The organism is Cloacibacterium sp. Arc13, assembly GCF_041431305.1.
GTDB classification, from domain to species: domain Bacteria; phylum Bacteroidota; class Bacteroidia; order Flavobacteriales; family Weeksellaceae; genus Cloacibacterium; species Cloacibacterium caeni_B.
On record NZ_JASMRM010000010.1, the window covers coordinates 76,790 to 102,208 of the forward strand.

General features: G+C 32.9%; 22 protein-coding genes. 16 read left to right on the top strand and 6 right to left on the bottom strand.

Annotated elements, in window-relative coordinates; translation table 11 throughout:
* The first annotated feature begins 3 nt into the window (after nt 1-3).
* Together QO190_RS08920 and QO190_RS08925 are read left to right on the top strand one after the other, a co-directional pair.
* On the top strand, nt 4-360 hold the full coding sequence (locus QO190_RS08920; protein WP_371462571.1) for a hypothetical protein: 357 nt from the start codon (nt 4-6) through the stop codon (nt 358-360).
* On the top strand, nt 347-1,222 hold the full coding sequence (locus tag QO190_RS08925; RefSeq protein WP_371462569.1) for a hypothetical protein: 876 nt from the start codon (nt 347-349) through the stop codon (nt 1,220-1,222). Before QO190_RS08920 ends, QO190_RS08925 begins: the two co-directional genes overlap by 14 nt.
* A gap of 3 nt (nt 1,223-1,225) precedes the next feature.
* On the opposite strand, the gene QO190_RS08930 is transcribed toward QO190_RS08925, so the two are convergent.
* Complete coding sequence (locus tag QO190_RS08930; RefSeq protein WP_371462567.1) at nt 1,226-2,230, bottom strand: bifunctional oligoribonuclease/PAP phosphatase NrnA; 1,005 nt, start codon at nt 2,228-2,230, stop codon at nt 1,226-1,228.
* A gap of 290 nt (nt 2,231-2,520) precedes the next feature.
* Here QO190_RS08930 and rpmH point away from each other — a divergent pair, with 290 nt between their 5' ends.
* On the top strand, nt 2,521-2,676 hold the full coding sequence (rpmH, locus tag QO190_RS08935) for a 50S ribosomal protein L34 (protein WP_069797858.1): 156 nt from the start codon (nt 2,521-2,523) through the stop codon (nt 2,674-2,676).
* Nucleotides 2,677-2,855: 179 nt separating this feature from the next.
* Nucleotides 2,856-3,566 (top strand): cell division ATP-binding protein FtsE, encoded by a 711-nt coding sequence (locus QO190_RS08940; protein ID WP_069797856.1) that lies wholly within the window; start codon nt 2,856-2,858, stop codon nt 3,564-3,566.
* A 3-nt stretch (nt 3,567-3,569) separates the two neighbouring features.
* Here the strand turns inward: QO190_RS08940 and QO190_RS08945 are convergent, their stop codons facing one another.
* The 3 genes from QO190_RS08945 to QO190_RS08955 are packed head-to-tail and all read right to left on the bottom strand — an operon-like array spanning nt 3,570 to nt 6,339.
* Nucleotides 3,570-4,265 carry a tRNA1(Val) (adenine(37)-N6)-methyltransferase gene (locus QO190_RS08945; protein ID WP_371462566.1) on the bottom strand — a complete coding sequence of 232 codons (696 nt, stop codon included), beginning with the start codon at nt 4,263-4,265 and terminating at the stop codon, nt 3,570-3,572.
* 34 nt (nt 4,266-4,299) lie between these two features.
* Nucleotides 4,300-5,703, bottom strand: coding sequence for a PAS domain-containing sensor histidine kinase (locus QO190_RS08950; RefSeq protein WP_371462565.1), 1,404 nt, complete (start codon nt 5,701-5,703; stop codon nt 4,300-4,302).
* Between the two features lie 51 nt (nt 5,704-5,754).
* Nucleotides 5,755-6,339 carry a riboflavin synthase gene (locus QO190_RS08955; RefSeq protein WP_213189928.1) on the bottom strand — a complete coding sequence of 195 codons (585 nt, stop codon included), beginning with the start codon at nt 6,337-6,339 and terminating at the stop codon, nt 5,755-5,757.
* 107 nt (nt 6,340-6,446) lie between these two features.
* Here QO190_RS08955 and pdxA point away from each other — a divergent pair, with 107 nt between their 5' ends.
* The 6 genes from pdxA (at nt 6,447) to rocD (ending at nt 11,739) form a co-directional block, all read left to right on the top strand.
* The gene (gene pdxA, locus QO190_RS08960; RefSeq protein ID WP_371462563.1) at nt 6,447-7,535 is read left to right on the top strand and encodes a 4-hydroxythreonine-4-phosphate dehydrogenase PdxA; all 1,089 of its coding nucleotides are present in this window, start codon (nt 6,447-6,449) and stop codon (nt 7,533-7,535) included.
* Between the two features lie 48 nt (nt 7,536-7,583).
* The gene (locus QO190_RS08965) at nt 7,584-8,108 is read left to right on the top strand and encodes a DUF177 domain-containing protein (RefSeq protein ID WP_371462561.1); all 525 of its coding nucleotides are present in this window, start codon (nt 7,584-7,586) and stop codon (nt 8,106-8,108) included.
* A 31-nt stretch (nt 8,109-8,139) separates the two neighbouring features.
* Entirely contained in the window at nt 8,140-8,340 is a 201-nt protein-coding gene (rpmF, locus tag QO190_RS08970) for a 50S ribosomal protein L32 (protein ID WP_069797844.1), read from the top strand.
* 116 nt (nt 8,341-8,456) lie between these two features.
* A complete protein-coding gene (gene accB / locus QO190_RS08975; protein WP_371462559.1) occupies nt 8,457-8,942 on the top strand; it encodes an acetyl-CoA carboxylase biotin carboxyl carrier protein in 486 nt (161 codons plus the stop codon).
* Nucleotides 8,943-9,038: 96 nt separating this feature from the next.
* Nucleotides 9,039-10,397, top strand: coding sequence for an acetyl-CoA carboxylase biotin carboxylase subunit (accC, locus tag QO190_RS08980; protein WP_104793907.1), 1,359 nt, complete (start codon nt 9,039-9,041; stop codon nt 10,395-10,397).
* Between the two features lie 103 nt (nt 10,398-10,500).
* Nucleotides 10,501-11,739 (top strand): ornithine--oxo-acid transaminase, encoded by a 1,239-nt coding sequence (rocD, locus tag QO190_RS08985; RefSeq protein WP_371462557.1) that lies wholly within the window; start codon nt 10,501-10,503, stop codon nt 11,737-11,739.
* A gap of 31 nt (nt 11,740-11,770) precedes the next feature.
* Here rocD and QO190_RS08990 read toward each other — a convergent pair whose 3' ends face one another.
* The gene (locus tag QO190_RS08990) at nt 11,771-12,115 is read right to left on the bottom strand and encodes a phosphomannose isomerase type II C-terminal cupin domain (protein ID WP_104793905.1); all 345 of its coding nucleotides are present in this window, start codon (nt 12,113-12,115) and stop codon (nt 11,771-11,773) included.
* A 110-nt stretch (nt 12,116-12,225) separates the two neighbouring features.
* On the opposite strand from QO190_RS08990, the gene gltX reads away from it, so the two are divergent.
* Together gltX and QO190_RS09000 are read left to right on the top strand one after the other, a co-directional pair.
* Nucleotides 12,226-13,737: a glutamate--tRNA ligase gene (gene gltX / locus QO190_RS08995; protein WP_371462554.1), complete on the top strand. Its 1,512-nt coding sequence runs from the start codon at nt 12,226-12,228 to the stop codon at nt 13,735-13,737.
* A 52-nt stretch (nt 13,738-13,789) separates the two neighbouring features.
* Entirely contained in the window at nt 13,790-14,746 is a 957-nt protein-coding gene (locus QO190_RS09000) for an acetyl-CoA carboxylase carboxyltransferase subunit alpha (protein WP_213189937.1), read from the top strand.
* Nucleotides 14,747-14,782: 36 nt separating this feature from the next.
* Here QO190_RS09000 and QO190_RS09005 read toward each other — a convergent pair whose 3' ends face one another.
* Nucleotides 14,783-15,358 (bottom strand): DUF6759 domain-containing protein, encoded by a 576-nt coding sequence (locus QO190_RS09005; protein WP_371462552.1) that lies wholly within the window; start codon nt 15,356-15,358, stop codon nt 14,783-14,785.
* Nucleotides 15,359-15,480: 122 nt separating this feature from the next.
* Between QO190_RS09005 and tsf the strand changes: the two genes are divergently transcribed.
* The 4 genes from tsf to guaB all read left to right on the top strand — a co-directional run bounded on the left by tsf (nt 15,481) and on the right by guaB (nt 25,284).
* Nucleotides 15,481-16,305, top strand: a complete 825-nt coding sequence (gene tsf / locus QO190_RS09010) for a translation elongation factor Ts (RefSeq protein WP_069798828.1) — start codon at nt 15,481-15,483, stop codon at nt 16,303-16,305.
* A 100-nt stretch (nt 16,306-16,405) separates the two neighbouring features.
* Entirely contained in the window at nt 16,406-19,501 is a 3,096-nt protein-coding gene (locus tag QO190_RS09015; protein ID WP_371462549.1) for a choice-of-anchor L domain-containing protein, read from the top strand.
* Between the two features lie 53 nt (nt 19,502-19,554).
* Nucleotides 19,555-23,724 carry a gliding motility-associated C-terminal domain-containing protein gene (locus QO190_RS09020; protein ID WP_371462547.1) on the top strand — a complete coding sequence of 1,390 codons (4,170 nt, stop codon included), beginning with the start codon at nt 19,555-19,557 and terminating at the stop codon, nt 23,722-23,724.
* Nucleotides 23,725-23,823: 99 nt separating this feature from the next.
* A complete protein-coding gene (gene guaB, locus QO190_RS09025) occupies nt 23,824-25,284 on the top strand; it encodes an IMP dehydrogenase (protein WP_069798834.1) in 1,461 nt (486 codons plus the stop codon).
* Nucleotides 25,285-25,419: the final 135 nt, after the last annotated feature.

Genomic DNA, 25,419 nt, shown 5'->3' on the forward strand with positions numbered 1-25,419 from the left:
ATTATGAAAAAGAAAATTACAATTGAAGAAATTCTAAATGGTCTTCCTGAAAATAATTTGTTTATTGATGTAGAATTAAAAAGTGTTAAAAACAACATTTCCCTTCTTTATAGAATATATTCAGAAGGTCTTTTATCAAAACTATTGGATGAGTATTTTGCTTACCGTAAGAAAACCACTAATTATTACAAAAGAATTGAGTTTTTACAAACAATCAACAATTATATTTCATTATTAGAAGGAAACGATTTTTCTGGTAATTTCATCAATATTAATGATGACAATTTAGAGATTGAATTTGAAAAACTAAAATATAAATTTCATTATGCATTTGAAAACACCACTTATGAATTCTTCTAATTGTAAATATCTTCCTATCTATATTATCAGAATCAACTTACATGACAATAAAGAGAAAATAAAAGATTTTTATAAAAATAATGAAATTGCAATATTGGTAAACCAAGATAATGAAAAAGAATATTGGAATTATTTGTACCAAAGTAATAATGTTACAAAGACGCCAAAAAACATTCAATTTATCCAGCGATGGAAAAAAATGGAGGAAGTTTTACAAACTTCTGATATTTTAGTAATTGCAAAATATTTAGGCGAGAAGAAAACTAAAATTGCAAAAATTAGCAAAAACACAAAATCTATACAAAGAGGAAAAGAAAATGAATATAAAATTTACAAATTAGAAGATGTTAAAGAGTTTGAAAATTTAGAATACCCAATATTAAATAGCATCATTCCGCATCAAGTTACGTTAAGTCCAGTAAAACAGCGAAAAGAATTAATACATTGGCTTTTTTCAGAGGAAAAATACGAAAAACCAGAAATTTCATTAAAAAACATCTCTACAAACCTTGTTGAATTAATATGCTTAGAATGGTTGCGTTCTAATCTCGCTCCCAAAGATTATAAAATTCAATTTCAATTTTTAAAAACTGGCGGAAATTATGCTGACGTAGATGTTTTTGGACAAACATCTAACGGTAAAAATATTGCTTGTCAAATTACTAATTCCAATGATAAAAATTTGCTTTTAGAAAAATCAAAAAAATTAAAAGATTTTGTTTCTGATATTAAAATTTTGTTCTGTAAAGATAAAGATTTTTTATTTCAAGGAATCGAAACTATCTCAATAAACAAGGTTTGGAATGATTTAAAAAACGATAAAAGATATTTTGAATTTTTAGAGTTTTTAGTTTACAATTAATTCTTAAAACTCCTCCCCTTCAATTTTTTCTTTAAAATCTTCAATCGTTTCGTGGATATTTTTAAAATATTTACCTCCAGAAGCATTGATATGTCCACCACCGTGGAAATGTGCTCTCGCAAATGCATTGGTATCTACATCATCTTTGCTTCGGAAAGAAATTTTGATAAAATCTTCATATAAATCTTCCATGAAAAAAGCAGACATTTTAGTTCCTGCAATACTCAATCCGTAGTTTACGAAACCTTCTGTATCTCCTTTTTCGAAACCAAATTCTTTTAATTCATCACGTTTTAAATACAGAATCGCCACTTTTCCATCTTTTACCAATTCTATTCTTCCTAAAATCAACGACAAAAGATGTAATCTAGAAACGGTATTAGTATCCCAAGTATTAGACGTAATCATAGAAGGATCGGCGCCTTTCTCTATTAAATTCGCTACAATTCTATGTGTATCTGCAGAAGTAGAACGAAAACGGAAACCTCCAGTATCAGTCATAATTCCTGTGTAAAGACATTCTGCCACATCTTGATTTACCAAATCCTCTTTTCCCAAAGCTTCAATGAAGTGATACACCATTTGACAAGTTGCGGGAATACTGGTATTAGAATACACAAAATCGAAATGTTCTGGTTGCTGATGATGGTCTATCAAGATTTTTTTTGCCCAAGATTTAGTGAGCCAATCTCCTAACATTCCAATTCTAGAAGGAGCATTAAAATCTAAACAAAAAATTACATCTGCATGATAAATCGCTTCGCCAGCAATTTTACGTTTATACTCTGCAATGACTATTTTTTTTGCTTCTGGCATCCATTTTAGAAATTTCGGGAAATCATTCGGAACAATTACCGTAGCATCTACTCCTAAATTTTTAAGAAAATGTTTTAAACCAAGACTACTCCCAATTGCATCACCATCTGGATTGTAGTGCGTGATAATCACTACATTTTTATTCGGTTGCAAAAGGCTTTTGATTTCTGTAAGTTGGTTTTCTGTAAACATTGTAAAAATTTATGGTGCAAAGATAATTTTTTTACTCCAAAATCTCGAAACCTCAAAGATGATGTTTGAACGCTCAACATTTATAAAATGATTTTCAGAATCATATTAAACAGAATTTGAAGAAGTACAATCATTAAAATCACTTAAAAATAGTTATTGAGAAAAGTTTTATTCCATTTACTCAAAAAAAACTTAATTATTTCTAAAATTAATTTGCAGAAAATAAAAAAAAACATATCTTTGCAACCTCAAAAAGAAGAATAATTACGGACCCATTATAAATTGAAGTAATGAAAAGAACATTCCAGCCATCAGAAAGAAAGAAAAGAAACAAACACGGTTTCAGAGAAAGAATGTCTACTCCAAATGGTAGAAGAGTATTAGCTGCTAGAAGAGCAAAAGGCAGAAAGAGATTAACTATTAGCGACGCAAGAGCTAAGAGATAATAATTTCTTTTGATTTTATTATAAAAGACATGCTTGGAAATTTACTTTCCGAGCATTTTTTGTTGTTAAAATTTCCTTAAAATTTAGGATAAAAAAAAGGTTTTCCTTATTTTTGAAAGTTGATAAAAAAGTAAGCCTTCTTATCAACCAAGAAAAATCAACCATCATTTATAATCATTATGCCGCATCATAACACCTACGGAGAAGACATTATTACGTTGCAAGACGCGAAAATTGTACAAAAAAACTTTACCGTTTTATCTCATGTGAATTTACATATTAAGAGAGGTACTTTCTGTTACCTTATTGGTAAAACAGGCTCTGGAAAGAGTTCATTGTTAAAAGTTTTGTACGGACACTTGCCTCTAAAAGAAGGAAACGGAGAGGTAGTAGGATTTGATTTACAGAAATTAAGAGCATCAGATATTCCTAACCTTAGAAGAAGATTAGGCATTGTTTTTCAAGATTTTCAATTATTAACGGATAGAAGTGTAGAAAGAAATCTGCGTTTCGTGCTAGAAGCTACTGGTTGGAAGGATAAAAATCTGATGGACGACAGAATAAACGAGGTTCTAGACAGTGTAGACATGAAAACGAAAAAACACAAAATGCCTCATGAACTTTCTGGCGGTGAACAACAGCGTATTGCAATCGCAAGAGCTTTACTAAATCATCCAGAATTGATTCTTGCAGACGAACCTACAGGAAACCTAGACCCAGAAACATCTAACGATATTATGAATTTATTGAAAAAAGTATCTTTAGAAAGAAATTGTGCGGTTCTGATGGCGACTCACGATTATCACATGATTCAAAATTTCCCTGGAGAAGCGATTAAATGCGAAGATGGCGGAGTTAAGGTGATGAACACCGTAGAACTTTTTGAATAAATCTTATTTTCCAAAAACATGAAACTCTTTGGTGAGTTCTAAATATTGGTCCGAGTATTTTCTCGGACTTTTTTCTATCGTAAAATCAAGAGTTTCCAATGCTGATTTTTTCTTAGAAAATTCTAAAACATTTCGTTTTAAAGCACCGTTTTCAATACCGAAAATATTTACTTTTCTTACCAAATATAAATCAAAATCTTCAGCTAAGTTTTCAAATTCTTGTGCAGACTCCGAAGGAATAATTACCGAAAAAATTCCTTCTGGAGATAAAACCGTCGAAGCTTTTTCTATTAAATTTCTAAAAGTAAGTTCTACTTGTTGTCTCGCTAAAACATCTTTTACAGAATTATTTTCCTCAAAAAATGGTGGATTACAAACCACAAAATCATATTCTTTTTGCGATGCAAAAGTTTTAAAATCTTGATGAAAAACCTGTAATCTTTCTGAAAAAGGGGAATTTTTAAAATTTTCTTGAGCCAATTTCACCGCATCTTCATTTAAGTCTAAAGCAGTAATTTTAGCATTTGGATTTCGCTGAGCGAGCATTAGAGAAATCAAACCTGTTCCCGTTCCTACTTCCAAGATTTTTTGAGCGTTTTCAACCTTGCATAAAACTCCTAGCAAAACACCGTCTGTTCCTACTCGGAAAACATTTTCATGCTGTATAATATCAAATTTTTGAAATCGAAAAGGTTTCATTTTAAAGAAATTCTCAATGAAAAAAGTAAAAAAGTTAAACGTTTGTTGGAAGAATGATGGTGAATTTGGTTCCTTTTCCTTCTTCGGATTTCACAGAAATATCGCCTTTATACTCTTCTATCATTTTTTTGACCATGGTTAAACCGAGTCCCATTCCAGAATTTTTGGTGGTAAAATTAGGCTCGAAGATTTGCTCCAACTTATCTTTAGGAATACCAATTCCGTTGTCTTCTATAACGATGATGATTTTCTTATTGAAAAGCTCTGCATCTATATTGATGATGGATTTTCTTTGTTCAGAAACTGCTTGTTTTGCATTGGTAATCATATTGGTAAAAATCCTAGAAAGATAAATTCTATCCATTCTCACCGGCATCATATCTTTATTCGCATGGAAATAAATATTACCATCATCATTGAAAACTCTCACCAAATTTTCTAATTCTTCTTTTAAGTTAAAAGATTCATCATTTTTGGGAGGCAACTTGGCAAATTCTGAAAAAGCACTTGCTACAGTAGCTACTAAATCGATTTGATCAACCAAACTTCGACTTAGATTTCTGACTTTTTGATCAATTTCTGGGTCATTTTTATCAAATTTCCTCTCAAAATTCTGAATGAGCAACTTCATTGGCGTGAGCGGATTTTTCACTTCGTGGGCAACTTGTTTTGCCATTTCTCTCCATGCTTCTTCTCTTTCTTTATTGGCCAAAAGCATTTTTTGATCTTCAATTTGGTAAATCATTTTGTTATAAGATTTTACCAAACCACTTAATTCATCATTTTGAAAATACTTAATCGGCTTCATTTCTCTACCAAAAAGCGTAGTTCTGGTAATGAGCTCAGAAATTCTTGTAATTGTTTTGGTCAAATTTTTAGAAATCACCCAACTTAGCCAAATACTCAACAAAATGAGGAAAAGATTGACCAAAATAATGTACTGAACATATTTATTAAATGCACCTGCATAAATATTATCATTGTGATAAAAAGGGAAATACACAATCGCAATAGGCTCTAACATGTTATTCCTAAGAATCATATAAGAAGAGGTGACATTACTGCCCACTTTTTGATCGTATTCTTGTACATCTACTCTTTTGTCAGACTCCAAAACATTCATTAACGTTTCATGAGGAATTTTTTTCTGCGCTACAAGATTCAGTTCTTTATTGGAAACCAAATAATTGCCTTGTAAATCATAAAGAATTACATCATGTTTATTAATATCTGAAATCTCGTAAATTTCGTTTTGGAGAATATTAACTAAATCTTTTTCTTGAGTAATATTAGTATGGCTTACCGCGTAATCCAGCGTTTTCATTAATGCTTCAAACTTATTTTGCATCTCTGTAACGCTCTGTTCATCTGTAGATTTTTTGATGATAAGATAAGACATAGCTGTAGAACCTATGATACTGAAAAAACAGACTACCATAAATCCTATAAAAATTTTAGTTCTTAAGCTATAGCTATGTAATGCCATCTTTTATCTCTTCATAAGCTTGGCTACATATTTTCCAATAATATCGAATTCTAAATTTACACGGTCTCCCACTTTTAAAGTATTCATATTGGTATGTTCCCAAGTGTACGGAATTATCGCCACAGAAAACTGATTTTCTTTGCTATCAGCAACAGTCAAACTAATTCCATTTACAGTAATAGAACCTTGCGGAACTGTGGTAAAAGAACCATCTTCTTCGTAAGTAAATGTTAAATAATAACTTCCGTTAATATTTTCGATAGCAACAATTGAGCCAGTTTTATCTACATGACCTTGTACAATATGACCATCTAACCTACCATCCATTTTCATACAACGCTCTAAGTTTACTATGCTTCCTACTTTCAATTCGCCCAAATTGGTTTTTTCTAGCGTTTCATTTATTGCCGTAACGGTGTACAAATCACCATCAATAGATTCCACAGTAAGACAACAACCATTATGCGCCAAACTCTGGTCTACTTTAAGTTCTTGTGTAAAAGGACCGCTAAAAGTAAAGACAACATTAGTCCCTTGTTTTTCCAATTTTTCTACCTTTCCTGTCGCTTCAATTATTCCTGTAAACATATTTTGTTTATATAAGTTAAAGTTTAAAAATATTAGATTAAAGATTTATAAATTAAAAATCACTAAATTTGTAACAATCTTTTTTTAAAATTCAAAGATAATTAAAAATGAATTCTAAACACCATAAAATTAAGGTAGGAATTTCAGTGGGAGATTTTAACGGAATAGGCGTAGAAATCATCCTAAAAGCACTGAAAGACAAAAACATTACTGACTTTTTCACTCCAGTAATTTTCGGGTCGGGAAAATTATTTTCTTACCAAAAGAATGTGTTTAAGATTAACACCACTTTTAATTATGTACAAACTGCCAAAGAAGCCGCTAACGGAAAACTCAATATTGTAAATCTTTGGAAAGACAATGTAAATGTAGACTTCGGGACACCTACTGAAGAATCTACTAAAATGGCTATAGATTCTCTAGAAGCTGCTACAGATGCTTTAATGAAAGGCGAAATAGATGTTTTGGTAACCGCTCCTATCAATAAAGACGAGATGATGAAGCAAGGCTTCAAACACGCTGGTCACACTGGTTATTTTGAAGAAAAATTCGGCAAAAAAGGACTCATGTTCCTCGTTACCGAAAAATTAAAAGTTGCAGTTTCTACCCACCATATTCCTGTTTCAGAAATTTCTAAAAATATTTCTAAACAAAAAATAAAGGAGCAAGTAAGAGTTCTTAATCAATCATTGATTGAAGATTTCTGCATCCAAAAACCGAAAATTGCTATTTTAGGCCTTAATCCTCATGCTGGAGACGGCGGTGCAATTGGCAAAGAAGAAATAGAAATTATAGAACCTGCTATCAAAGAATTATTTAACGAAGAAATTTTAGCTTTTGGCTCTTTCCCTGCAGACAGCTTCTTCCAACCAGAGAAATACAGTTCATTTGATGCTGTTCTAGCAATGTATCATGATCAAGGATTAGCTCCTTTTAAAACATTAGCTTATGAAGAAGGTGTGAATTACACTGCTGGATTGCCCTTCATCAGAACTTCTCCAGATCATGGAGTAGCGTATGACATTGCAGGTAAAAATTTAGCAGATGAGCAATCTTTTTCTGAGGCTATTTTTACAGCGATTAAAATTTTTAAAAATAGAAACGAGTATCAAGACCTCATAGAAAACCGCTTGAAACCAAGAGTTTTAGCTCACGACAATGGTATAGATGAAGATTTACCAGAAGAAAATGAATAAAACTTTTGTTATTTAAAAAAATTAACTTATTTTTGCACACCATTTTTTATGGACAAATTTAGAAATTATGACGTAGCATTTTCAGGGCTTAAGACTGGAAAGCACGAATTTAAATTTGAAGTAGAACAAGCGTTCTTTGATTTATTCGAGACTGAACAAGAGTTTTCAGGCGCTAAAATAGACGTAGATGTATTATTAGAAAAGCATTCTACTTTTTTAGATTTCCTGATTAAAGTTCATGGAACAGTAAATTTAGTTTGTGACATCACCAGCGAAACATTTACTCATCCTATAGAAAATGAAATAAAATTCTTGGTAAAATTCGGAGAAGAATATGATGATAGTAATGAAGAAGTAATTACCATCCCACAAGGAGATAGTGCTTTTAACATTTCTCAGGCAATTTATGAAGCAGTAATATTATCTATTCCTATGAAAAAAATCTCTCCTAATGTAAAAGAAGAAGATTTTGAACTCATCGAAAAATTCAGTCCCAAAGAAATTGAAGAAGAAGAAACCCACGAAATAGACCCTCGTTGGGAAGCTTTGAAAAAATTAAAAGACAAAAAATAGAAATCTTACATAAAGTTTAAAGAATTACAAAATGGCACATCCTAAAAGAAGACAGTCATCTACTAGAAGAGATAAAAGAAGAACTCACTACAAAGCTGTGGTTCCTCAATTAGCAAAAGATGCAACTACAGGTGAATTACACTTGTATCACAGAGCACATTGGCATGAAGGAAAACTATACTACAGAGGAAAAGTAGTATTAGAGAAACAAGTAGAAACTACTGAAGACTAATTAAGAAAAAGCGTAGCTTTTTTCTTTTCGATAAAAAAACCATTCTATTTTTATGAAAAATTGAATGGTTTTTTGTTGTTTTATTACTATATTTGAAGCCGTAAAAAATTATATATATGGACTCTAAAGAATTATTAAATCTTATAAGATTCGTAGCAAAAGCTGGTGTTTCTGAAGTGAAATACAAAACAAAAGATTTCGAAATCAACATAAAAACTCCACTTGCTGGTAGTGAAGCAGTAAGTTATGTACCTCAACCTGTAGCTTATCAAGCTCCTGCAGCTCCTGCAGTTGCACCAGTTGCCGCTCCAGCTGCTACTGCTACCGAAACAAAAGCTGAATCAACTTCTGATGACAGCAAATACATCACCATTAAGTCTCCTATGATTGGTACTTTCTACAGAAAACCATCTCCAGACAAAGATGTATTCGTAAATGTAGGTAGTGAAGTAAAAAATGACACGGTAGTTTGTGTAATCGAAGCAATGAAATTATTCAACCAGATTGAAGCAGAAGTTTCTGGTAAAATTGTTAAAATTTTAGTAGATGACGCTTCTCCTGTAGAATATGACCAACCGTTATTCTTAGTAGACCCATCATAAGTAATTTTAAATTATAAATTATAGATTTTAAGTGAATCTTTTTCATTTTAAAATAATTTAAAATTCAAAAATTTAAAATTTAAAATTTCTAAAAAGATGTTCAAAAAAATATTAATTGCCAATCGTGGAGAGATTGCTATGAGGATTCTTCGTACTTGTAAAGAGATGGGAATCAAAACTGTAGCAGTTTACTCTACTGCAGACAAAGACAGCTTGCATGTGAGATTTGCAGACGAAGCTGTTTGTATAGGACCACCTGTAAGTAAAGATTCTTATCTTAAAATTTCTAATATCATTGCTGCTGCAGAAATTACCAATGCAGATGCTATCCATCCTGGTTACGGATTCTTATCAGAGAATGCAAATTTCTCAAGAATTTGTGAGAAAAATGGAATAAAATTCATTGGTGCTACTCCAGAGCAAATAGAAAAAATGGGAGACAAAGCTACGGCTAAATCTACCATGAAGGAAGCTGGTGTTCCTTGCGTTCCTGGTTCTGATGGCTTAGTTCCTAACTATGAAACCGCTGCTAAATTAGCCGAAGAAATTGGCTATCCTGTAATGATTAAAGCTACAGCTGGTGGTGGTGGAAAAGGAATGCGTGCTGTTTGGAAAGCTGAAAACCTAAGAGATTTATGGGATTCTGCTGTACAAGAAGCTACTGCAGCTTTCGGAAACGGAGGTATGTATATGGAAAAACTTATTGAAGAACCAAGACATATCGAAATCCAAATTGCTGGAGACCAATATGGCAATGCTTGTCACCTTTCAGAAAGAGATTGCTCTGTTCAGAGAAGAAACCAAAAACTAACTGAAGAAACTCCATCTCCATTCATGACCGAAGAATTGAGAGAAAAAATGGGAGAAGCTGCTGTAAAAGCTGCAGAATATATTGGTTATGAAGGAGTAGGAACTATAGAATTCTTAGTAGACAAACATAGAAATTTCTATTTCATGGAAATGAACACCAGAATTCAAGTAGAACATCCAATTACTGAACAAGTAGTAGATTTTGACTTGATTAGAGAGCAAATTTTATTGGCAGCTGGTCAACCAATTTCTGGTAAAAATTACTATCCAAAATTACACTCTATAGAATGTAGAATTAATGCGGAAGATCCTTTTAATGATTTCCGTCCGAGCCCAGGAAAGATTACTGAATTGAACATTCCTGGTGGTCACGGAGTAAGAGTAGACACTCACGTTTACAAAGGATATACTATTCCTTCTAACTACGACTCTATGATTGCTAAAATTATTACTACAGCACAGACTAGAGAAGAAGCAATTGCAAAAATGAAACGTGCTTTAGAAGAATTCTATATTGCAGGAATTAAAACGACTATTCCTTTCCATAGACAATTGATGGAACATCCTGACTATCTTGCAGGAAACTACACCACTAAATTTATGGAAGATTTTGTAATGGATAAATCTTACGAAAACATTATTTAAAATGTTTTAAATAAATGAAAAAGTTGTCTTGAAAAAGGCAACTTTTTTTAGTGATGAATTCTAAAATTAAAATGTAAATTTGTAAAAATTCAATAATATATTTATGTCTACAAAAACCGCTCAATATTATATAGATTTAGAAGATAAACATGGTGCTCACAACTATCATCCGCTTCCTGTTGTATTAGAAAAAGGTGAAGGTGTATATGTTTGGGATGTAGAAGGGAAACAATATTTTGATTTTCTATCAGCATATTCTGCAGTAAATCAAGGACATTCTCACCCTAAAATTGTAAAAGCACTTACGGAACAAGCTCAGAAACTTTCTCTTACCTCTAGAGCGTTCTACAATTCAAACTTAGGAGAATACGAGAAAAAAATCACTTCTCTTTTTGTATTTGACAAAGTTCTCCCGATGAATTCTGGCGCAGAAGCCGTAGAAACTGCCATTAAACTCGCTAGAAAATGGAGTTACGAAGTCAAAGGAATTAAAGATGGTTATGCTAAAATAATCGTTTGTGAAAACAACTTCCACGGAAGAACTACCACCATCGTTTCTTTTTCTAATGACAAAGATGCACACAATAATTACGGACCATTTACACCCGGATTTTTAAGAATTCCTTATAACGATATTGAAGCATTATCAAAGGTTTTAGAAGATGAAGCACAACACATCGCTGCATTTTTAGTAGAGCCTATTCAAGGAGAAGCTGGTGTTTATGTTCCAGATGAAGGATATTTAAAAAATGCTTCAGAATTGTGTAAAAAACATAATGTTCTTTTCATTGCAGACGAAGTTCAAACGGGTATTGCTAGAACAGGAAAATTAATCGCTTGTCATCATGAAAATGTTCAGCCAGATATTCTTATTTTAGGAAAAGCACTTTCTGGAGGCATGTATCCTGTTTCTGCAGTTTTGGCAAATGATAACATTATGCAAGTTATTCATCCTGGTCAGCATGGTTCTACTTTTGGAGGGAATCCATTAGCTTGCGCAGTTGCAGTAGCTGCCCTTGATGTAGTAGAAGAAGAAAAATTATCAGAAAGAGCAGAAGAATTAGGAAAATTTTTCCGTGCAGAAATTCAGAAAATCATTGCTAAGACAGATTTGATTTATCAAGTAAGAGGAAAAGGCTTATTGAATGCTATTTTGGTGAATGATACTCCAGAATCACCTACTGCATGGAATCTTTGTATGCAATTTGCAGAAAATGGTTTATTAGCAAAGCCTACTCATGGCAATATTATAAGACTCGCTCCACCATTGGTAATTACCAAAGAACAACTGTTAGAATGTGTAGCTATTATAGAAAAAGTAATCTTGAATTATAAAAAATAAAAAAATCCCGAGTATTTCGGGATTTTCTATTTTAATTTCTTTCGTAATCATCTTCTATTCTTACGATATCATCTTCGCCAAAATAAGTTCCAGTTTGTACTTCTACAAAAACCAAAACTTCATCACTGCGATTCTCTATTCTATGTTTAGCTCCTTGAGGAATAAAAATACTCTGCCCATATTGTAAGAAATTTTCTTCCCCATCTAATACTACTACCGCCTCTCCTTCTACGATTGTCCAAAATTCTTGACGATGATGATGGTACTGATAAGAAAGTCTTTGATTAGGCAAAACTTCTATTCTTTTTAATTTAAAATTAGGTTCATCTTGTAATACAAAATACTTTCCCCAAGGTCTTTCACCAATTTCTAGCATGTTTTTAAAGTTTAAATTATATTACAAAATTAAGAAATAAAAATTTTAGGCACTGTATAATAATCAGAAAACTATAAAAATCGTAAATTTGCAACTTAAAATTTCATAAAATGAGCAAAGTAAGAGTGCGTTTTGCACCAAGTCCTACTGGACCTTTACATTTAGGTGGTGTAAGAACAGCGTTATACGATTATCTTTTTGCCAAAAATAAAGGCGGAGATTTCGTGCTGAGAATAGAAGATACAGATACAGCAAGATATGTAGAAGGTGCAGAAGAATACATTATGAAAGCTCTAGAATGGTGCGGCATTATTCCAGATGAATCCCCAATTCATGGAGGAAACTACGGACCTTATAGACAATCAGAAAGAAGACATATTTACGACAAATACACCGCAGAAATCCTGAAAACGGATTATGCATATATTGCTTTTGACACTCCCGAAGAATTAGAAAAAGTAAGAGCAGAATACGAAGCAAAAGGCGAAGTTTTTTCATACAATAACTTCACCAGAAATAGCATGAGAAACAGTCTTACACTTTCTGAACAAGAAACTCAGGAACTCATCAATCAAAACGTTCCTTATGTGGTAAGATTTAAAATGCCGATTGATAGAATTGTAAATCTAGAAGACATCATCAGAGGAAAATCTTCTGTAAACACCAATACTCTAGACGATAAAGTTTTGGTTAAAAATGATGGAATGCCAACTTATCATTTCGCCAATATTATAGACGACCACGAAATGGAAATCACCCACGTCATTCGTGGTGAAGAATGGCTTCCTTCAATGCCTTTACACATTTTATTATATGAAGCAATGGGTTGGACTGCTCCAGAATTTGCCCACCTTTCTCTAATTCTAAAACCAGAAGGAAAAGGAAAATTAAGCAAAAGAGACGGCGCAAAATTTGGATTCCCTGTTTTCCCGATGAATTTCTATGACGAAGCAACCGGCGAAACGTATAAAGGTTACAAAGAAGAAGGCTATTTGCCTGAAGCTTTTGTAAATTTCTTAGCACTTTTGGGTTGGTCGCCTTCTGATGATAAGGAAATTTTAAGTCTAGAAGAAATGGCTGCTGAATTTGATTTGCATAAAGTTCACAAAGCGGGCGCAAGATTTTCTAAAGAAAAAGCAGAATGGTTTAATCATCAATATCTTCAAAAACAGTCTAATGAAGAGCTTTTAGAAAGTTTTAAAAATCTAGAAGAAACCAAAAACATCAATCTTTCAGACGAAAAATTATTAAAAATCATTGGTTTAATGAAAGAAAGAGCCACTTTCGTGAAAGATATTTATACACAAGGAAAATTCTTTTTCGAAGCACCTTCTGCATACGATGAAAAAGCGGTAAAAAAAGCTTGGAACGAAGAAACTACTTCCATCATGACAGAACTTTCTGAAAAATTAAACACTATAGAATTTAAATCCGAAATTTTGAAGGAAGAAATTCATCATTTAGTAGAAGAAAAAGGCTTAGGTTTTGGGAAGGTCATGATGCCACTTAGACTCGCTCTAGTAGGGGAATTAAAAGGACCAGACGTGCCAGATTTATTAGAAATTTTGGGCAAAGAAGAAAGTTTAACAAGGCTAAAATCAGCCATAGAAAAAATAAAATAATTCTTTCAAACAAGAAATTTTACTACATTTGAAGGATTAATTCTAAACAAAAATGGAATATTTAGATTTTGAATTACCAATTAAGGAGTTAATGGAACAATACCAAACTTGTTCTTTAGTTGGTGAAGAAAGCGGTGTAGATATGAAATTGGCTTGCAGCCAAATTGAAGACAAAATCATCGAAAAAAAGAAAGAAATCTACGGAAATCTTACGCCTTGGCAAAGAGTTCAACTATCACGTCATCCAGACAGACCATACACATTAGATTTTATTAATGGAATTGTAGACAAAGATAGTTTTGTAGAATTACACGGTGATAGAAATTTTGCTGATGATCCTGCAATGGTAGGTGGTCTTGCAAAAATAGACGGTCAAAGTGTAATGATTATCGGAACTCAAAAAGGAAGAACTACTAAGGAAAGACAGCGCAGAAGATTCGGGATGAGTAATCCTGAAGGTTACAGAAAAGCGCTTAGATTAATGAAATTGGCAGAAAAATTCAGAATTCCTGTTGTTACTTTCATTGATACTCCTGGAGCTTATCCTGGTTTAGAAGCCGAAGAAAGAGGTCAAGGTGAAGCCATTGCTAGAAACATCTATGAAATGTGCCAAATGAAAACACCTATTATCACCATTATCATTGGAGAAGGTGCTTCTGGTGGTGCTTTAGGAATTGGCGTAGGAAATAAAGTATACATGCTAGAAAACACTTGGTATTCTGTAATTGCACCAGAAAGTTGCTCTTCTATTTTATGGAGAAGCTGGGAGCACAAAGAAACTGCTGCCAATGCATTAAAACTTACTCCACAAGATATGCTAAAAGAGAAAATCATCGATGGTATTATAGAAGAACCACTTGGTGGAGCTCATTATGATCCTCAAATAGCTTATAATAATGTGAAGAAAAATATTTTAACCAATATTAAATCGCTCAAAAATTTCACTGGTGATGAATTAGTAAATCACAGACAAGAGAAATTTATTGCAATGGGTAGATTTGTAGGTTAATTTTTCTAAAAAATATTTGAATAAAAAAGTCAGAAATTATTTTCTGACTTTTTTTGCTGCATTCAAGTTGATTTCTAAATCTTGTGTTATATTTTTAACCGATGCGTATTGCGCATTACAAATCATCGTGGTAATTCTGTACGTTCCTTTCTGCACCAGAATATAATTTTCACCCATTTTAGGAACATCTAGATTATAGAATTTTTTTCCTTCGAATTTTACAATGAGGTTACATTCAGATTTATTTCTAATCAAAACGTAAGCATCTTTTTTGTTGGGGTCATTATTAAATAAATGCGTAAGAACTTCGGCAGTACGTTTTGCTTTAGCATCTGGTTCTCCTTTTGCCTCACTTTTTTCTACCTGTTTTTCTAATTTCTCGGTATTCAGCGGTTGTATACTCGGTTTAGCGGCTGCATTTCCACTCCCAGTCATACTGTTTAGTTTTCTCTGTAGAAAAGGAGTGTTTTTATTATTAGGATACTTTTTAATAAATTCTGCAATCACTTTAGGGTCTTTACTCAGCATTGCTTTGTCTAATTCCTGAGAAGTTTGCGAAAACAAAAAGGTGGAAAAGACCAGCAAAATAAGAAGTAAAAGTTTGTTTTTCATTTCAGTTTATTATCAATTATTTTTAGAAATATAACGTAAAAACCCTATTTTTAGTTTACACGAAATTTCATATCTTTGCAAATCTAAAAATTTACCAAATAAATAAACAAAAAATTTCAATTATGTATACACCAGTTGCTGCAGACGTAGCTAAACTTAGAAACACGACAGGTGCAGGTATGATGGACTGCAAAAAAGCGCTTACAGAAGCTGAAGGAGATTTCGAAAAAGCTATTGAAATCCTTAGAAAAAAAGGACAAAAAGTAGCTGCTAACAGAGCAGATAGAGAATCTACAGAAGGAGCTGTAATTGCTAAAGTAAATGCTGACCACACTGCAGGTGTTGTAATCGCATTAAACTGCGAAACTGACTTCGTTGCTAAAAACGAAAGCTTCGTAAAATTAGCTCATGATTTCGCTGAAAGAGCGCTTAATTTTGACTCTAAAGAAGATTTCTTAGCTTCTGACTATAATGGTATTTCAGTTGCTGAAAAATTAATTGAACAAACAGGAGTAATCGGTGAGAAAATTGAAATCGGTGCTTTTGAAAAATTAGCAGGTGATTTCGTAGGTTCTTACATCCACGCTGGTAATAAAATCGCTACTCTTACTTCTCTTTCTGCTAATGTAGAAGGTGCTGAAGATGCTGCTAAATCTGTAGCTATGCAAGTTGCTGCTATGAACCCAATCGCTTTAGACGAAACTCAAGTTTCTCAAGAAGTTATTGACAGAGAATTAGAAATCGAAAGAGATATCTTAACTAAAGAAGGAAAACCTGCAAACATTATTGACAATATCCTTAAAGGAAAAATGCAGAAATTCTACAAAGAAAACACTTTAGTACACCAAGCTTTCATTAAAGATGGAGGTATGTCTGTAGCTGATTTCGTAAAATCTGTAAACGGAGATTTAAAAGTAACAGGATTCAAGAGAGTTGCTCTTTCTTAATTTAAAATCCTTTTAAAATATCTAAAGAGACTGTCTATTATAGATCGTCTCTTTTTTATTTAATTATACTTAAATTTGCAATCCATTTCCTCGGAAAACAATGGTTAAAAATTGGACTAAATACGTTTTATTACTACTTACACTCATTACAATTTCTGTAAGAGCGCAATATATTAGTGTAAACACCTCATACAATAAAGACCAGCTCGTACAAAAATTAATAGGCGCTAATAACACTTGTATTTCGGTATCTAATGTCACGCTATCTGGCTGGAATTTTGACACAGGGAACATAAGCGATGGCACTACAGGAACGGGGGATTTAAGTTACGGTTTTTTTACAAAAGGAACTAGCAATTTTGACATAAACGAAGGAATTATACTATCTACAGGAAAAGCCAAAGCTGCACAAGGCCCCAACGATAACTTGCAAGACTATTACGCCACGAACTGGAGAGAAGACCAAGATTTAATTGATATATTAACAAAATATAATCTACCGACTGATAACATACTCAACGCAACTTCTTTAGAGTTTGATTTTATTGCAAATACTGACAAGATAAGCTTTGATTATATGTTTTTATCCGAAGAGTATCAAAAAACTAATTGTAAATACTCTGATGCATTTGCCTTTTTGATTAAAAAAGCCGACAACTCCGAAGCATATCGAAATATTGCAATTGTACCAAACACTACATCGCCCGTTACCTCTCTTACGATAAGTGGAGCAAACATCTGCCCACAAAACATTAATTATTTCGGAGGATACCTAGGAATTGACGACCCGAACAACTCGCCGACAAATTTCAATGGACAAACCAAAGTACTGAATGCAGAATCTAGCATTGAAAAAGGTGTAAAATACCACATAAAACTTGTAATTGCTGACCATGGAGACTCCAGTGGTCGCTATGATTCTGCTGTTTTCCTGAAAGCAGGAAGTTTTGTAGGCAGTAAAGATATTGGTACAGATAGATTAATTTCAACCAACAATCCGCTTTGTGAAGGAAGTACTTTAACTTTAGATGCTACTGTTTCTGGCGCAACGTATCAATGGTTTCAAAACGGAAATATATTGACTGGAGAAACTTCTGCAACTTATACTGTAACTTCGGAAGGCAGATATGAAGTGAATATTTCATCTTCTAGCTGTAATTTAAGAGGCGCTATCACCGTAGAATACATTGAAAAAGCTAAAGCCACCAAAATAACATTCACGAATTGCGATACTAATTTTGACGGAAATATTCCAATTAAATTAGATGACTTAAATACTACTATCATTACCAATTACAAACCTGAATTTGTAGTAAAATATTATCAAAATTTAACAGACGCTACCCTTAGTAACGCCAATACTTTGCCTAACAATTGGTCTTACAATACAGACACTACCATTTATGTAAGAGTAGAAAACGGTGTTTGCGCGCCAGAAATTCAACCTATTGAATTTATTTTCGGGAATAAAATTTCAGTTACCAATTATTCTACCACTATTTGTGATGGTGATTTTAACAATACAGAAGCGGTAAATCTAGACAATTATTTACCTCAACTTACCTCAGAAACTGGTTACTCACGCCAATTTTATCTTACCAAAAATGATGCAGATTTAGAACAAAACCCTATTGCTCCTTCACAGAATTTAACCGCAACTACTACTTTCTATGTAAGAATCAAAAAATCTGGAATTTGTGATAACATTGCTGTTCTTACATTTAAGTTTGGACAGCCTAAAAAATCAAATTTACCTCCAGTCATTACCGTTTGTGAAGGAGAAACCACAAATCTTGATGCTGGACTAGAATTCTCCGCATACTTATGGAGTAATGGTGAAACCTCTCACCAAATTAAAAATGTGGGAAAAGGTGATTATTATGTTATTTTGACTTCTGAAAACAATTGTACTTATATCCAAAAAATAAGCGTAGTAGAATCCCCAAAAGCCATTATAGATATTTCCAAATTCAATACTACAGTTTGTGACCAAAATTTAGATGGAACCATCGAAGTAAATCTCAACAATGTTACTGCTGCAATTCTTCTCAATCCAGGAATCTATCGAGTTAAATATTACGCAAATATTACCGATGCAAATGCTGGAAACGCAAATGTTTTAAACAATTCTTGGTCATTTTCTACAGACACCACTATTTTTGTAAGAGTAGAATCTGATTATTGTCCTGCTCTAATTCATCCTTTAGAGTTTAAATTTGGAAATAGAGTAACTTTATTGACTTCTACTCTTTCTCAAGAGGTGTGTGATGATGATTTAGACGCTATAAAATCTGTAAATCTTAAAACATTTGAATCTTTCTTTACCACGGATAATAGCGTTTCCATAACTTATTTCAACTCTGAAAATGATGCGAAAAATAATATCAATCCTATTTCAAGCACTCAAAATATTACTTCCACTGGAACTTATTTCTTAAGATTAGAACACGCAAATTCTTGTCCGAATTGGGCGAAAATTACGGTAAATATTAAAACTCCAAAAGCTTCAACTACTCTTCAAAATAAAACAATTTGTAAGAATACAACTACTGTTGTAGACGCTGGTACTGATTTTACCTATTACAAATGGAGCAATGGAACCGAAGGAGAAACACTCCACAATGCTACTTATGGTGCGGGAACCCATTTTGTAGAACTGAAAGCAGAAAACGGATGTGTTTACAAACAATATTTTACGATTTCAGAAGCAGTAGACCCTGTAATTGACAGTGTGATAGAACAAGGAAACAGCATTACTGTAAATGTTTCGGGTGGAACTGCGCCTTACGAATATTCTCTAGACCAAATCAATTGGCAAACTTCTAATATGTTTTATAATCTCAATAGAGGCATACAAAAAGTATACGTAAGAGATAGTAAAAAATGTTCCATTACAGAATATGAATTCTCCATCATTAAACTTCTTAATGCCATAACTCCAAATGGCGACGGATTAAATGACGTCCTAGATTACTCAGATTTAAGGGTGAAAAAAGAGGTGAAAATTCTCATTTTTGACCGTTTTGGAAAGAAAATTTTCAGCAATGAAAATTCTACTAGCTACATTTGGGATGGAACAGAAAACGGAAGACCTCTTCCTAGTGGTTCATATTGGTATATTCTAGAATGGACAGAACCCGATACCGGCATTAAAATAAATAATAAAGATTGGATTCTTCTAAAAAATAGAAATTAGAATGCTCTCATAATAAAAACATTACTTACATTTGTTAAGTTTTTTTTACACAAATGAAGAAATTTTTAACTTTTTTACTATTTTTATTTTTCTTTGCCAAAATTTTCGCTCAATTTGATACAGAGCATTGGTTTGCACCAATAGCGGATGCCTCTGGAGGATCAGAAGCCCAACAATACATTTACGTTTCTACTAATGAGAGCACTCCATTTAATGTGGAAATTTATAACAATAATAGTGTTATTGGAACTATTAGCAATCTTAGTAAAGGAAATCCTCAAAAATTTTATATTCCTAGAGATTATATTATCACTACTAATAGTGAAGAAATAAATAAAAAAACCACTCTAGGATTACATGTAATTGGTGAGAAAAAATTTTTTGCTAATTTAAGATTCTCAGTTTTTAATCATGCAGAAATTATAACATCAAAAGGAAAATCCGCATTGGGAAATGTTTTTTTTATTGGAATGGGAGAACAATATATTCCTAGCGATATAAGAAACATAAGGGGAATTAACGCAGTAGTAAGTGTAATTGCAACAGAAGATAATACAACTGTAAAACTAAGTGATTATAATAAAGACGTTATTTTCTCAGACAATACCACAGATGATGAAAAAGTAATAGTACTCAAGAAAGGAGAATCTTATATATTCGAAACTTTAGTAGCTGATTCCAACGCTAATCTAGAAGGGCTTATTGGATCCATTATAACTTCTGATAAGCCTATATCTGTCACCAATGGAAACTTTCTAAGTGTAGCCGAAAATAAAGTTAATTATGATGTATTAATGGACCAATCAGTCCCTGTAGAAAGAATAGGTACAGAATATGTAATCCTTAAAGGGAATGGTACTGCAAATGGTTTAAATGAAGGTTACACTGAAAAGACTCTGGTAATTGCAACAGAAGACAATACCCAAGTTTATGTAAATGAAAGTAATATACCTATTAGCCTTAATAAAGGACAATATCATTTTATAAGAGGTGGCTTTAATAATCCAAGTACAAATGTTTATAATTTGTACGTAAAGTCTACAAAACCTATTTATGTTTATCAATTTTTAGCAGGAACAGACGGTAGTGATGGTACATCAGAATTTGCAACAGGAGGTTTTAATTTTATTCCTGCACTTAGTTGCTATCTTCCGAATAGTATAGATGAAATTGGGTATGTAAATGAAATGCCATATAGAAATTCTTTTGCAAAATATAAAAACACAAAACTTAATATTATTACAGAAAAAGGCGCAACAATTTCTATCAACGGACTTCCAATTAGCTCAAGTTATGGACCATTTGCGTTAAGTGGAAATTCAGCTTGGGAAACTTATGTTATTCCCAACGTATCTGATAATATTTCTATAAAATCCAACAAAGCTGTTACGGCTGGTATTGCTGCTGGTAATGGTGCAGTAGGTTATGGTGGTTATTTCGCAGGATTCAATTCCGTTCCCATTATTTCCAAAGGAGGCGATTGCGAAAAAGGAAACGTAACACTAGAAGTAGATAATACTTATGATGGTTACCAATGGTATTATAACGGAAATCCTTATACAGGACCTGGAGCAAATACCTACATCATCACTCCCACAGAAAGTGGAGATTACTATGTGAAAATTACCAAAGCCAGTTGTGGAAGCCTAGACTCTCCTATTTTTAAATTTCAAAGATGCCCTTTTAAAACAACATTAGCGATAGAAGTAAGCGACTGTACTCCTACCTATAAAATAACGCCTAAATTTTCTACATCTACCCAAAATATAGATATTAGCTCTATAAAAATTACAAAAGCCCCATCTTACGGAACCGCTACTATAGATGCTACTACAGGCGAAATAACTTATACTTTAACGGATACTACTGTAATTTCAGATACTTTTACCTATTCTTTTTCTGGCACAGACCCTAATTATCCAGATACAGAATTTGTAACAGTAAATATTAATGTCAATAGATTAAAAACCATCACTGGTGAAGCGCTTGCTTGTATTAAACCTGATAAAACAGGGGATTTTGACCTTACACAAGCCAAAGTTTCTAATGATACCAACATTACCAAGGTAGAATATTTTGAAAATTATGATGCCGCAACGAAAACGTTCTCTAATCACATTTCCAATTTCACCAGCTATAACTCTATCCCAAAAACCATTTATGCAAAAGTGACAAACAGCTATGGCTGTACAGAAATGGCAGAAATAAATTTGAATTTTTATCCTATTCCCAATATTGATACGCTAAAATTTGATTCAACTTTATGCGATACTGATTTTGACGGACTTTACGAACCTGATTTCGATGAAATTTCTAAAACCATTGTCAATAATTCAGCAGATTTTGACATTTATTATTTTGACAACCCTGGATTTAATTTCCCTGCGTTACCAAAAAATTGGACTTATACTACACCAACCCGAATTTACATTTTAGTAGCTTCTAGAAATGGCTGTACCAATGCAACTGGCTTTTTGGATTTTAAAATTGGAAACAAACTTTCGGTTACAGATGCTACTTCTCAAATTTGTGATGGAGATTTTAACAATACAGAAGCGGTAAATCTAGACAATTATTTACCTCAACTTACCTCAGAAACAGGTTATACTCATCAATTTTATCTCACCAAAAATGATGCAGATTTAGAACAAAACCCTATTGCTCCTTCACAGAATTTAACCGCAACTACTACTTTCTATGTAAGAATCAAAAAATCTGGAATTTGTGATAACATTGCTGTTCTTACATTTAAGTTTGGACAGCCTAAAAAATCAAATTTACCTCCAGTCATTACCGTTTGTGAAGGAGAAACCACAAATCTTGATGCTGGACTAGAATTCTCCGCATACTTATGGAGTAATGGTGAAACCTCTCACCAAATTAAAAATGTGGGAAAAGGTGATTATTATGTTATTTTGACTTCTGAAAACAATTGTACTTATACCCAAAAAATAAGCGTAGTAGAATCCCCAAAAGCCATTATAGATATTTCCAAATTCAATACTACAGTTTGTGACCAAAATTTAGATGGAACCATCGAAGTAAATCTCAACAATGTTACTGCTGCAATTCTTCTCAATCCAGGAATCTATCGAGTTAAATATTACGCAAATATTACCGATGCAAATGCTGGAAACGCAAATGTTTTAAACAATTCTTGGTCATTTTCTACAGACACCACTATTTTTGTAAGAGTAGAATCTGATTATTGTCCTGCTCTAATTTATCCTTTAGAGTTTAAATTTGGAAATAGAGTAACTTTATTGACTTCTACTCTTTCTCAAGAGGTGTGTGATGATGATTTAGACGCTATAAAATCTGTAAATCTTAAAACATTTGAATCTTTCTTTACCACGGATAATAGCGTTTCCATAACTTATTTCAACTCTGAAAATGATGCGAAAAATAATATCAATCCTATTTCAAGCACTCAAAATATTACTTCCACTGGAACTTATTTCTTAAGATTACAACAAGCAAATTCTTGTCCGAATTGGGCGAAAATTACGGTAAATATTAAAACTCCAAAAGCTTCAACTACTCTTCAAAATGAAACAATTTGTAAGAATACAACTACTGTTGTAGACGCTGGTACTGATTTTACCTATTACAAATGGAGCAATGGAACCGAAGGAGAAACACTCCACAATGCTATTTATGGAATAGGAACGCATTATGTAGAACTTACTTCTAAAAATGGATGTGTTTACAAACAATCTTTTACGATTTCAGAAGCAGTAGACCCTGTAATTGACAGCGTGATAGAACAAGGAAACAGCATTACCGTAAATGTTTCGGGTGGAACTGCACCTTATGAATATTCTCTAGACCAAATCAATTGGCAGAATTCTAATGTGTTTTACAATCTGAGACATGGAGTACAAAAAGTATACATAAGAGATGCTTATGTTTGTACACCTGTTGAATATGAATTCGCCATTATTAATATTATTAATGCCATTACTCCAAATGGTGATGGAATAAATGACGTTCTAGATTACTCAGATTTACGAGTGAAAAAAGACGTGAAAATTTCTATTTTTGATAGATTTGGGAAAAAAGTGTATTCCAGCGAAAAACAATCCAATTACATTTGGAATGGAACAGAAAACGGAAGAAGTATTATCACGGGAACATATTGGTATGTTTTAGAATGGACAGAACCTGATACCAACACTAAGGTTACTTATAAAAACTGGATTATTGTAAAAAACAGGAATTAATACGACACAAAGCTTCCTAAAATTTAGGGAGCTTTTCTATTAAGAAAATTTAATTTTCATGATTAGAAAAAAACGTTTAATTTTGCAAAGAAAGTAAAGATGTCTATTCACAACAAAATCGTAGAAACCGCCATCACTTTCGATGATGTGCTTCTTATCCCTTCTTACTCAGAAGTTTTACCCAACCAAGTTTCTCTTAAATCTAGAATTTCAGACAAAATCACGCTTAATGTTCCTATCGTTTCCGCAGCGATGGACACCGTTACAGAAGCAGATTTGGCTATTGCTATTGCCAGAGTTGGAGGTTTAGGTTTTATTCATAAAAACATGCCTATTCCAGAACAAGCGGCACAAGTAAACCGTGTAAAACGTTCAGAAAACGGAATGATTGCTGATCCTGTTACGCTTTCTAAAGATCATACTTTAGCCGAAGCTAAGGAACTTATGGCGAAATATAAAATCTCTGGACTTCCAGTAGTAGATACAGACAATAAATTAATTGGAATCATCACCAATCGTGATGTAAAATATCAAGAAAATCTTTCTGCAAAAGTAGAAGAATTGATGACCAAAGAAAATCTTATCACTTCTGATAAATCTACCAACTTAGAGCAAGCCAAAGAAATTTTGCTTAAAAACAGAATAGAAAAACTTCCGATTGTAGATTCAGAAAATCATTTGGTAGGATTAATTACCATAAAAGATATCGACAATCAATTAGAATATCCTCAAGCCAATAAAGACCAAAACGGAAGATTAATCGTAGGAGCTGGAGTTGGTGTAGGAGATGACACGATGACTAGAGTTGCAGCATTAGTAGAAGCTGGTGTAGATATTATCGCAGTAGATTCTGCGCATGGTCATTCTAAAGGTGTTCTCGATAAAATTACAGAAATTAGAAATGCTTTCCCAGATTTAGATATTGTAGGAGGAAATATTGTTACTGCAGATGCAGCTGAAGCTTTAATTAAAGCTGGAGCTAACGTATTAAAAGTAGGAGTTGGTCCTGGTTCTATTTGTACTACAAGAGTTGTAGCTGGAGTTGGTGTTCCTCAACTTTCGGCGATTTATAACGTTTACGAAAAAGCTAAAGAATATAATGTAGCCGTAATTGCAGATGGTGGAATTAAACTTTCTGGTGATATTGTAAAAGCTATCGCTTCTGGAGCTGGTGCAGTAATGCTCGGTTCACTTTTAGCAGGAACGGAAGAAGCGCCAGGTGAAGAAATTATTTTCCAAGGTAGAAAATTCAAATCTTATCAAGGAATGGGAAGTCTTTCTGCTATGAAACGTGGTGGAAAAGAAAGATATTTCCAAAGTGAAGCCAAAAAATTTGTTCCAGAAGGAATCGAAGGAAGAGTTCCATACAAAGGAAAATTAGAAGACGTAATCTTCCAATTAACTGGTGGAATCAGAGCTGGAATGGGATATTGCGGAACAAAAGATATCGAAACTTTACAAAAAGACGGAAAAATGGTGATGATTACAGGTTCTGGATTGAAAGAATCTCATCCTCACGATGTAATTATTACACAAGAAGCTCCGAATTATTCACTATAATTCTTAGAAACTTTAAAATAGAAATCTCTCAAAAATTTTTGAGAGATTTTTTTATATCTGTCTTGTCCTGAAAAAAGTTGACTAAAAATTAGATAATATGTCAACAAAGAAGAAAATTTCAAAAATTCCAATTGC